This is a genomic window from Roseateles sp., from assembly GCF_044373315.1.
Taxonomy (GTDB): domain Bacteria; phylum Pseudomonadota; class Gammaproteobacteria; order Burkholderiales; family Burkholderiaceae_C; genus JACDQM01.
This window is the reverse complement of sequence record NZ_JBILQK010000114.1, coordinates 1-9,657: the sequence shown is the minus strand read 5'-3', so window position 1 is coordinate 9,657 and position 9,657 is coordinate 1. Positions and strand designations below refer to the sequence as shown.

Below are 9,657 nucleotides of genomic sequence, written 5' to 3'. Positions count from 1 at the left end.
GCAGACGCAGCACGATCACCGACATCGTGTAGTAGCTGTCCAGATCCGGGTCCAGGATCAGATTCGACTGGTTGCCGACACGGGTGAGCAAGGCGCGGCCACGGTCCAGCACGCTACGCGCATCCTCTGCGGCGCCAGGCGCCTGCAGGCTCTCGGCAAAGGCCTCGGCCAGTTCGCCGCTGCCCATGCCGGCGCCGAAACGCTGCTCCGCCTGCAGCACGTCGGCCGCCGCATCCACCGGCAAGGGCTGGCCCAGGGCCACTGCGGCAGCACTGCCCAGCAGGGCCGGCTGCAGCGCGCTGATGTAGGCAGTGCCGGCCTGCTCCTTGCGGGCGAAATCGATCGCCAGGTACTTCTCGTTGACCAGGATGCTGCTGATGTAGATCACCGCGCTCATGTCGAGCAGGAAGATCAGCAAAAGCTTCCGTCCGACGCTGAGCCGGCCCAGCAGGCGCCCCAGCCAGGGCAAGGCGCCGCGGACCGGCCGCGCGAGCTCAGTCGTGGTGGTGAAGTCCGAAGGCTGCTGCATGGCTTTGGCCATGCAATTCGCGCGCCAGACCGGCTCCGTCAGCGTGCAGATTGCACGCCGGGCGGTGCCCCCCTCGTCAGCTGGCTCAGCCTTGCAGCGGCCCCAGCACGCGCATCGAGTAGTCCACCGCGCGCACATCCTTGGTCAGGCGGCCGATAGAGATGCGGTCCACTCCGGTGGCGGCGATCCAGCGCAGCTGGTCCAGCGCGACGCCGCCGGAGACTTCCAGCAAGGCCTGATGCCCGACCGCGGCATTGAGCGCCACCGCATCCTTCATCATCGCCTCGCTGAAGTTGTCCAGCAGCACGCTCTCGGCACCGGCGTCCAGCGCCTCGCGCAATTCGGCGATGCTCTCCACCTCGATCTGGATGCTGACCTTGGCATTGAGCGCCCGCGCTGCCTTCAGCGCAGCACTCACGCCACCCGCGGCGGCAATGTGGTTTTCCTTGATCAGGATGCCGTCATACAGCGCCAGGCGCTGGTTGGCGCCGCCGCCCACGCGCACCGCGTACTTCTGCGCCAGGCGCAGCCCGGGGATAGTCTTGCGCGTATCGAGTACCGCGCAGCCCTTGGGGTTGGGGCTGGCGCCCTCGATGGCATCCGCATGCGCGCGGGTGATGGTGGCCGTGCCCGAGAGCAGCTGCAGAAAGTTCAGCGCCGGGCGCTCGGCGGACAGCAACGCTCGGCCGTCGGCCTGGATGTCGCAGACCACGCTGTCGGCTGCCATGCGTGCGCCTTCGGCGTAGTGCCAGACGATGCGGCTGCTGGCATCGAGCGACGCGAACACGCCCTCGAACCAGTCGCGGCCGCACAGCACCGCCTCTTCACGCACCCGCACCTGGGCCTGCACGCGGCGGCCGGCCGGCACCAGCTGGGCCGTCCAGTCGCACAGGCCGATGTCCTCGATGAGGGCTTCGCGGATGTTGCGGGCGCGGGCTTGGTCGAGGGTCTCGTTGTGGTCGAACATGGCTGGCAAGGGCGGGCCCCACGCGGGGGCACTGATCATGAATTACTCCGGAGCCCCGATTGTCAGGCTCAATTCGGCCAGACCCTCGATCTGGCCGGTGATCACATCGCCGGGCACCACCGGGCCTACGCCTTCGGGCGTGCCGGTATAGATCAGGTCGCCAGCTTTCAGGTGATAGAACTGAGACAGATTGGCCACCACCTCGGCCACGCTCCAGATCAGGTCGGACAGATCACCGCGCTGCTTCTCCACGCCGTTGACAGCCAGCGTGATCGCGCCCTTGTCCAGCGGGCCGCAATCGCTGGCGCGCACCAGCTCGGTAATCACAGCGGCGTTCTCGAAGCCCTTGCCGGTGTCCCAGGGACGGCCGGTCTTCTTGGCCTCGTTCTGCAGATCGCGGCGCGTCATGTCAAGGCCCGCGGCATAGCCCCACACGGCAGCCTTGGCCGCTTCGGGCGTGACCTTGAACACCGGCGCGCCGATGGCGACCACCAGCTCCATCTCGTAGTGGTAGTTCTGGGTGCCGGGCGGGTAGGGAATGGTGGCGCCCGAAGGCACCAGCGCATTGGCCGGCTTGGTGAAGTAGAACGGCGGCTCGCGGTCGGGGTCGCCGCCCATCTCGCGGGCATGCGCCGCGTAGTTGCGGCCGACACAGAAGATGCGCGAGACCGCATAGCGCTGGCGGCTGCCGCGCACCGGCACGCTTGGCTGGGGCTCGGGGGGGAAGACGTATTCGCTGCTCATGGTCTGGACTTCCATGCAGAGGTGGCTCGAAAGGAGGCGCCAGCATAAGCGCAGCCTGCCAGCGCAGGCCTGTGGCGACTACCGATGCCGACCCACGCGCGTGCGCTGGGCGGCTACCATCGGCGCCGATGACTGTCCCTACCCGTGCCCCACTGGCCCTGGCCACCACGCTGCTGGCCCTGTTGGCCCTGCTCGGCGGCTGCGCCACGCGCGCGCCGGCACCGGGCCCAAGCACTCCCCCTGCCCCCGCCCCAGCGCCCTTCCCTTTCGACAAGGACGGGCCCGGCGCCAACCCGCCACCCGAACTGCACAGGGTGCCCGACGCCGCGCCGCGCCTGGAGCCCATCCGCAAGGGGGGGCCCAACAAGCCCTATGAGGTGCTGGGCCAGCGCTACGAGCCGCTCACCGAGGACAAGCCGCTGGTGGAGCGCGGCCTGGCCTCCTGGTACGGCCGCAAGTTCCACGGCCGGCCGACCTCCAGCGGTGAGGTCTACAACATGTACGCGATGACGGCCGCGCATCCGACCATGCCCATCCCCAGCTATGCGCGGGTGCGCAACCCGAAGAACGGCCGCGAGGTGATCGTGCGCATCAACGACCGCGGCCCCTTCCACAGCGGCCGCGTCATCGACCTCAGCTACACCGCCGCGCTGAAGCTGGACCTGCTGCGCGGCGTGGCGCCGGTGGAGCTGGAGCGCATCACGTTTGAGGACATCCGCAGCGGCGCCTGGCTGCGCGGACGCGAGGCGCCGCCGGGTTTGCCGACCGACCCGCAGGAGCCGCCGCCGGTGTTCGTCGCCAGCAGCGCCAGCGGCGCGCCGGAGCGCAGCACGACGCAGAACACGCCGCCCACGCAGACAACAACAGCAAAACCCGTTGACCCCGCGGCGCTGCTCGGCGAACCGGCTCCAGCTGCGGCCCCGGCATCGCCCTCGACCGCGCCGGCGCCAGTGCCACTGACGCAGGCCAGGATCGCGCCCGGCTTCTGGCTGCAGCTCGGCGCCTTTGCCAAGCTCGACGGCGCCGAGAAACTGCGCGAGCAGGTGGCCCGGAGTGCCGAAGCCTTCAGCCCGCTGCTGACCGTGGTGCGCGAAGCTTCGCTGCACCGGCTGCAAGCCGGGCCTTATGCCAGCCGCGAGCAGGCGAGTGCGGCGGCAGCGCAGCTGCGCGCGGCGATGGCGCTCAGGGGGGTGGTGGTGGAGCGGCGCTGAGCGGCGCGACGCGGGCCGGGCCAGCCAAGCCACGGCGGCGGCGCGCGACCAGGCCTGTGCTTGCGTGCAGCAGCGCCCAGCTGGTGCCCATCAACGCCGCAGCCGCAAACAGCGCGGCGCCGCCATGCCGGTCCAGCACCCAGGCACCGGCCAGCGGCGCCAGCAGCACCATCATCTGCTGCGCCGTCTGCATGGCCGCCGTGGCCTGACCCATGGCATGGCCATGCCGCTGGCTCATGTAGATGTTCAGCGTGATGGCAAAGCTGGCGCTGCACAGCCCGCTGCAGAAGAAGGCGGCTGGCAGCAGCCAGACCCATTGACTCGGCGGCGCGGCCAGCAGCACTGCGGCGAACAGGCCAAAGCAGAACATCTGCGCCAGCATCGGCACCAGCACCTCGCCCTCGTGGCCGCGCAGGCGCGCCGCCAGACCGCTGCGTGAGATCAGCAGGCCGGCCAGCAGATTGCCGACACCGCCGCTGGCCACCAGGCTGCCCAGCAGCGCCTTGTCCAGGCCCTGCCGCTGCAGCACGAGCGGCAGCAGATTGCCGGCCATGAAGACCGCTGCCGCGAAGCCCGCGGCCAAGCTCAGCAAAGGCAGCAGTGAGGACAGGCGCGCTGGCGCCAGGGCCGACTCGCTCTGCGGCCCTGGCGCGATGCCATTCGAAGGCTCAGCGCCGCGCTGACGCACAGCCCACAGCACCGGCCACAGCACGGCAGCCGCCACCAGCGCACAGGCCACCGAAGCCCACAGCGCCGTCGCCTCGCCAAAGCGGCTGGCCAATCCCGCGCCGATCAAGGGCGCCAGCACCTTGGCCGCACTGCCCACCATGCTGAGTTGGGCATAGAAGGCATTGCGCTGCTCAGTTGGAGTCAGCTGAACGGCCAGCACCTGCACGGCCGGCGCCGTCATCGCGCCCAGCACCGAGCGCCCGGCCGCCAGCGCCAGCAGCCAGGCCCACGAGGGTTGGGCGATCAGCGCGATCAAGGCCAAGGTGAGCACCGTCCGCCCCAGCAGCGACGCCAGCAGACCCAACCCCGCCCAGCCGCGGTCGCAGCAACGGCCCAGCCAGGGCGACACCAGCATGCCGGGCAGCACCAAGGTGGCCGACAGCAGCGCCATGAAGCTGGCGCTGACCTGCTGCTGGTAGGCAGCCAGCATCAGGATGGCCAGAAAGTCGATCCAGTTGCCGAACATGGCCAGGCCGTCGGCCAGCAGCAGGCGCCGGCTCAGGCCGGCAACCGGCCTGTCCAGCGGCGGCGCCTCAGCGAGGCCTTCGTTCAGCGTGACTGACATGGCTGCGGACTTCAGCGGCGCCGCATCGCACCTTCGAGCGCAGAGACGTCGAACAGCGAGCTCTGGGTCAGCGCATGCTTGGCCGCGTACTGGCGCATGAAGTCGCGCAGCACCTCGGCTGCGGCAAAGCCCTGGCGCTGGCAGGCCTGCACAAAGGCTTCGCGCAACTCGGTCTCGACACGTATGCGCATGCCGGCATCCTTGGTGCTCATCGGGGGCTCTCCTGGCTTGAATGAAGAATGGATACACACATGTGTATCCAATTTGCATTCATGCTATCTGGAGCTTGGAAAAGCGCGAAACGGCTACACAGCACTCGGCGCTTCCCACTTGCGGCCCTCGCCTTCTGGCTGTGCTCAGCTGCGCTTCAGCGACCCCAACACCGCCTCGTTGTGCTCACCCAGTCCAGGAGCCAGGCTGCGTATCGCCCCCGGCGTATCGCTCATTTTTGGCGTTATTCCGGGCACATCCAGTGCCAGCCCCGAGGCGGTGACGATGCGCTCGATCATCCCCCGCGCCTTGTAGTGCGGGTCTTCGGCGATGTCGCGGGCGGTGTAGATGCGGCCCACGGGCACGCGCACCGCTTGCAGCGTGTCGACCACCTCGCTGACCGGGCGCTGCACGGTCCAGGCGGTGATGGCGGCGTCGAGCTCGTCGACGCGTGCGGCGCGGCCGGCGTTGCCGGCCAGAGTCGAATCTTGCCCCAGATCGTCGCGGCCGATCGCGGTCATCAAGCGCTTGAAGATCGAATCGCCGTTGCCGCCGATCACCACTTGGCCGTCGGCGCAGCGATACGCGTTGCTCGGTGCGATGCCCGGCAGGGCCGAGCCGGCCGGTTCACGCACCGCGCCGAAGGCGCTGAACTCCGGCAGTAGCGATTCCATGCAGTTGAAGACCGATTCGTACAGCGCCACGTCCACCACCTGGCCGCGACCGGTGCGCTGGCGGGCCTGCAGCGCCAGCAGCACGCCGATCACGCCGTGCAGCGCAGCCAGCGTGTCGCCCAGACTGACGCCGGCACGCACCGGCGGACGGCCGGGCTCGCCCATCAGGTGGCGCAGGCCGCCCATCGCCTCGGCCACCACGGCGAAGCCGGGCAGGTCGCGATAGGGGCCGGTCTGGCCGTAGCCGCTGATGCGCAGCATGATCAGGCGCGGGTTGCCGGCGGCGAGCGCTTCGTAGCTCATGCCCCAGTCTTCCATCAGGCCGGGGCGGAAGTTCTCGATCAGCACATCGGCCTCGGCGGCCAGCTGGCGCGCAATGGCGCGGTCGGTCTCCTCGCGCAAGTCAAGCGTGACGCTCTTCTTGTTGCGGCTCTGCACCTGCCACCAGACACTTTCGCCGTTATGCAGCATGCGCCATTGGCGCAGCGGGTCGCCGCTGCCGGGAGGCTCGACCTTGATGACCTCGGCGCCGAAGTCGGCCAGGGTCTTGCCGGCGAAAGGGCCGGCGATCAGCTGGCCCAGCTCCAGCACCTTGAGGCCGGCCAGCGGCCCGGCGGCCAGGGCGGCAGGATTGTCTTCAGCGGGGGTGGCGGTGAATGCAGTCATGGCGTGGTGAGCTGAGAGAAATGAGTCTTCAAGGCCTGGATGGCATGGCGAACCTTGGCCGGCTGGGCGTCGCGCTGCGGCGTCAGCGCCCAGACGGGCAGGCTGGGCAACTGCCAGCTCGTCATCAGCCGCAGCAGGCGGCCCGCCTGCACGGCCTCGTCGACATCGCTGGGGCTGAGCATGGCCAGGCCCAGGCCGGCTTCGCAGAGCTGCTGCAGGCTGAACTGGTTATTGCTGCTGACGCGCGGCTCGATGCGCAGCTTCTGGGTTTGCTGGCCGGGCGCCACAGCCGGTTCGGCGATCAGCTCCAGAAGGCGTGGACTTTCTGCGTCAGCACCGATGACCAGCCAGTCGTGCTGGCCCAGCGCCTCGAGCGTAGCGGGCGCACCATGGCGGGCCAGATAGGCGGGCGCCGCGTAGAGCGCCAGACTCTTCTCGCCGATCTTCTGCGCCACCCAGGGGCTGTCGGGCAGGCGGCCGTAGCGCACCGCCAGGTCGATGCGCAAGGCCAGCAGATCACTGAAGCCGTCGTCCACTTCCAGGTGCAGGCGCAGGCCCGGGTGTCCACTGAGCAGCGGAGCAAGTGCCGGACCCAGGTGGCGGGCAAAGCCTACGGCCGCTGCCACGCGCAACTCGCCCTCGGGTGCGTCACGCAACTGCAGCAGCTGCAACTGGGCCTGCTGCGCGGCGGCCAGCATGGCGGCACAGCCTTCGTGAAAGCGCGCGCCGGCTGGCGTCAGCGCCAGGCGGCGGGTGGAGCGGTGCAGCAGGGTCACGCCCATGTCGCGCTCCAGCGCACGCACCTGCTGGCTGACCGCCGAGGTGGTGGTCTTGAGCTTCTTGGCGGCAGCCACGAAGCTGCCCTGCTCCACCACGGTGGCGAGCACGGCCATGCGCTTGAGCTGGTCCAGCATCGGGTGGGTCGGCCCTGGCTTGTTGAAGGTCTTTGTGTAGTTTATCTAAACAGACTTTGGCATCTTGAAGGACTTACAGCAGCACTGTGAAGTTCTTAGAGTTGAGTCCATTGCCACACCCGCTCGCCAGACCGAGCGCAACCCTGGAAGGATTCCCCATGAAAGTCGCCCTGATCGGACCCACCGGATTTGTCGGCAGCGCCGTGCTGCAGGAACTGCTGGCCCGCGGCCACGAGGTCATTGCCCTCGCCCGCAACCCGGCCAAACTGCCGACGCAGGAGCGCCTGAGCGTGGCGCAGGCCGACGTGCTGGATGCCGCCCAGGTGGCGGCCGCCGTGCGCGGCAGCGACGCGGTGGTCAGCGCCTACAACCCGGGCTGGGGCAACCCCGATCTCTACAACGAGTTCCTGACCGGTACGCAGGCCACCTTCGCTGGCGTCAAGGCCGCCGGCCTGAAGCGTCTGCTGGTGGTAGGCGGCGCGGGCAGCCTGTATGTGGCACCGGGCGTGCAACTGGTGGACACAGCGCAGTTCCCGGCCGAGTGGAAGAACGGCGCGCTGGCCGCGCGCGAGGCGCTGAACCTGATCCGGCAAGAAAGCAGCCTGGACTGGACCTTCCTGTCACCGGCCGTTTTCCTGGAGCCGGGCGAGCGCCGCGGCAGCTACCGCCTGGGCGAGGACTCCCCGGTGATGGACACGGATCCGAACAAGGGCCCAGCGCACATCTCGGTGGCCGACCTGGCGGTGGCCATCGTGGACGAGCTGGAAACGCCGCGCCACATCCAGCGCCGCTTCACGGTCGGCTATTGATCCCGACGGGATGGTGTGAGAACAGGCCGCTCAGGCGGCCTTCTGCTCCAGCACGAAGTTGGCGCCGTCGTACAGGCCCAGCTTGTCGACCAGATAGGGCATGCACTGCTGCAGCTCGTCATGCAGCGTGAAGGGCGGATTGGCGATGAAGATGCCGCTGCCCAGCATGCCGAAGCCGCGCTCGTCGGGCTGGGTCACGGTCAGGCGCACATGCAGCCAGCCCTTCTTGGCGGCGGCGTCGGCCGAGGCCTTCAGACGCTGCGCCAGCTGGGTGCTTTCCAGCAGCGCCAGCTGCGGATACCAGATGATGAACACCGTGTCGGCAAAGCGCTGCAGGCCCTCGCGCAGCGCAGCCAGCACCTTGGCGTAGTCGGTCTTGATCTCGTAGGACGGGTCCATCAGCACCACCGCACGGCGCGAGGGCGGCGGCAGCTCGCCCTTGAGCGACGCGAAGCCATCCTTGTCGCTGACATGGGTGTTGGGACGCGGGGCCAGATAGCTTTCGAGGATGCGAAAGTCGGTCGGATGCAGCTCGAACACGCGCAGGCGGTCCTGCTCACGCATCAGCAGATTGGCGATGGCGGGCGAGCCGGGGTACTGGCGCAGCTGGCCATCGGTGTTGAACTGGCGCACCAGATCCACATAGCCTTCCAGCGGCTCGGGCAGGTCCTTGCGGTCGTACAGGCGCGCGATGCCGCTGCTGTACTCGCCCTTCTTCTGCGCATAGCGGCCTTCGATCGAGTAGCCGCCGGCCCCGGCGTGGGTGTCGATCAAGGTATAGGGCTTTTCCTTCTCGCCCATATAGCGCAGCACCCGCGACAGGATCAGGTGCTTGAGAACATCGGCATGGTTGCCGGCATGAAAGGCGTGGCGGTAAGCGAGCATAGACACGCACTGTAGCGCTTGCGGCTCGCGGCTCCCTAGGGAAGCTGCACGGCGCCAGGCTGAAGCGCAGCCCCATTCAGCGCCAGGAGGCCGCGGGGATGCTGATACTGATGCGTGGGCTTGAGCGAGAAACCCTCCGGTCCGCGGCCGGCATCGATCACCCGGCCGCGCAGCCGGGAGCTGGCTTTCAGCGCATAGTTCTCGCGCGCGGCCTGCACAAAGGCATCCCAGTCGGCTTCGAGATTGTTGCGAACGTCCCAGTCCGCGTCGACGCTGAAACGCCCGCCGCCGACCAGCAGATTGTTGTAGGCCCGGACCTGGGCCGCACCCGGCCCGACCCGCAGATAGATGCCGCCGCGAGGCCGGTTGTCGACCAGGGTGTTGTGCGCCATCCAGAGCTCATTACGTTGGTGCGTGTAGCCCTCGGCACCAAACGCGACCATGTGCGGGTTCTCGGTCTGCGAGCTCTGCTGGATGATGTTGCCGATGACGACGGCCACGCCGCCGTTCGGAAATTCCAGCTCATAGCTGGCTCGGCCGCCCACTTCATCCGTCAGGCGGTTGTAGAGGATGCGGTTGACGGCCGCACGGCTTTTCAGCAGATGGCCGGTCCGGCCATGGTGGAAGTAGCTGCCCTGCACCACCAGCTTGCCGATGGTGCCTGCATACAGCAGGTGCGCCGGTTTGCCTGGCGGGCGCTGGCCATCGAAGAACTCGCAGCTCTCAACTTCCAGCTCGACGTCGGCGAAGTTGC

The 9,657-nt window shown here is 68.5% G+C and carries 10 protein-coding genes and 1 pseudogene; 2 read left to right on the top strand and 9 right to left on the bottom strand.

Annotated features, from left to right (window positions below):
• The 3 genes and pseudogenes from ACIQ67_RS17725 to ACIQ67_RS17715 all read right to left on the bottom strand — a co-directional run.
• Positions 1 to 541 (bottom strand): annotated as a pseudogene (locus ACIQ67_RS17725) (hypothetical protein); the annotation flags it as partial.
• Positions 542 to 614: 73 nt separating this feature from the next.
• Positions 615 to 1,496, bottom strand: coding sequence for a carboxylating nicotinate-nucleotide diphosphorylase (gene nadC / locus ACIQ67_RS17720; protein ID WP_397535703.1), 882 nt, complete (start codon positions 1,494 to 1,496; stop codon positions 615 to 617).
• 42 nt (positions 1,497 to 1,538) lie between these two features.
• Entirely contained in the window at positions 1,539 to 2,240 is a 702-nt protein-coding gene (locus tag ACIQ67_RS17715; protein WP_397535701.1) for a fumarylacetoacetate hydrolase family protein, read from the bottom strand.
• Positions 2,241 to 2,368: 128 nt separating this feature from the next.
• Between ACIQ67_RS17715 and ACIQ67_RS17710 the strand changes: the two genes are divergently transcribed.
• On the top strand, positions 2,369 to 3,451 hold the full coding sequence (locus ACIQ67_RS17710; protein ID WP_397535700.1) for a septal ring lytic transglycosylase RlpA family protein: 1,083 nt from the start codon (positions 2,369 to 2,371) through the stop codon (positions 3,449 to 3,451).
• Here the strand turns inward: ACIQ67_RS17710 and ACIQ67_RS17705 are convergent.
• The 4 genes from ACIQ67_RS17705 to ACIQ67_RS17690 form a co-directional block, all read right to left on the bottom strand.
• Positions 3,423 to 4,745, bottom strand: a complete 1,323-nt coding sequence (locus ACIQ67_RS17705) for an MFS transporter (RefSeq protein WP_397535699.1) — start codon at positions 4,743 to 4,745, stop codon at positions 3,423 to 3,425. The genes ACIQ67_RS17710 and ACIQ67_RS17705 overlap by 29 nt on opposite strands.
• 11 nt (positions 4,746 to 4,756) lie before the next feature.
• Positions 4,757 to 4,957, bottom strand: coding sequence for a plasmid-related protein (locus ACIQ67_RS17700; protein WP_397535698.1), 201 nt, complete (start codon positions 4,955 to 4,957; stop codon positions 4,757 to 4,759).
• Positions 4,958 to 5,101: 144 nt separating this feature from the next.
• A complete protein-coding gene (locus ACIQ67_RS17695; protein WP_397535697.1) occupies positions 5,102 to 6,295 on the bottom strand; it encodes a CaiB/BaiF CoA transferase family protein in 1,194 nt (397 codons plus the stop codon).
• Positions 6,292 to 7,209: a LysR family transcriptional regulator gene (locus ACIQ67_RS17690; protein ID WP_397535696.1), complete on the bottom strand. Its 918-nt coding sequence runs from the start codon at positions 7,207 to 7,209 to the stop codon at positions 6,292 to 6,294. The genes ACIQ67_RS17695 and ACIQ67_RS17690 overlap by 4 nt, the downstream gene beginning before the upstream one ends.
• Before the next feature lie 158 nt (positions 7,210 to 7,367).
• Here ACIQ67_RS17690 and ACIQ67_RS17685 point away from each other — a divergent pair, with 158 nt between their 5' ends.
• Positions 7,368 to 8,018 carry an NAD(P)-dependent oxidoreductase gene (locus tag ACIQ67_RS17685; protein ID WP_397535695.1) on the top strand — a complete coding sequence of 217 codons (651 nt, stop codon included), beginning with the start codon at positions 7,368 to 7,370 and terminating at the stop codon, positions 8,016 to 8,018.
• 30 nt (positions 8,019 to 8,048) lie between these two features.
• Here the strand turns inward: ACIQ67_RS17685 and ACIQ67_RS17680 are convergent, their stop codons facing one another.
• Both ACIQ67_RS17680 and ACIQ67_RS17675 read right to left on the bottom strand, forming a co-directional pair.
• The gene (locus tag ACIQ67_RS17680; RefSeq protein WP_397535702.1) at positions 8,049 to 8,903 is read right to left on the bottom strand and encodes a 23S rRNA (adenine(2030)-N(6))-methyltransferase RlmJ; all 855 of its coding nucleotides are present in this window, start codon (positions 8,901 to 8,903) and stop codon (positions 8,049 to 8,051) included.
• 35 nt (positions 8,904 to 8,938) lie between these two features.
• The coding region (locus ACIQ67_RS17675) for a hypothetical protein (protein ID WP_397535694.1) at positions 8,939 to 9,657 on the bottom strand (719 nt) is incomplete at its 5' end.

Bases quoted from the DNA above. Each gene is read 5' to 3' on its own strand.
- nadC (WP_397535703.1), bottom strand. From the start codon at position 1,496: ATGTTCGACCACAACGAGACCCTCGACCAAGCCCGCGCCCGCAACATC.
- ACIQ67_RS17715 (WP_397535701.1), bottom strand. From the start codon at position 2,240: ATGAGCAGCGAATACGTCTTCCCCCCCGAGCCCCAGCCAAGCGTGCCG.
- ACIQ67_RS17710 (WP_397535700.1), top strand. From the start codon at position 2,369: ATGACTGTCCCTACCCGTGCCCCACTGGCCCTGGCCACCACGCTGCTG.
- ACIQ67_RS17705 (WP_397535699.1), bottom strand. From the start codon at position 4,745: ATGTCAGTCACGCTGAACGAAGGCCTCGCTGAGGCGCCGCCGCTGGAC.
- ACIQ67_RS17700 (WP_397535698.1), bottom strand. From the start codon at position 4,957: ATGAGCACCAAGGATGCCGGCATGCGCATACGTGTCGAGACCGAGTTG.
- ACIQ67_RS17695 (WP_397535697.1), bottom strand. From the start codon at position 6,295: ATGACTGCATTCACCGCCACCCCCGCTGAAGACAATCCTGCCGCCCTG.
- ACIQ67_RS17690 (WP_397535696.1), bottom strand. From the start codon at position 7,209: ATGCTGGACCAGCTCAAGCGCATGGCCGTGCTCGCCACCGTGGTGGAG.
- ACIQ67_RS17685 (WP_397535695.1), top strand. From the start codon at position 7,368: ATGAAAGTCGCCCTGATCGGACCCACCGGATTTGTCGGCAGCGCCGTG.
- ACIQ67_RS17680 (WP_397535702.1), bottom strand. From the start codon at position 8,903: ATGCTCGCTTACCGCCACGCCTTTCATGCCGGCAACCATGCCGATGTT.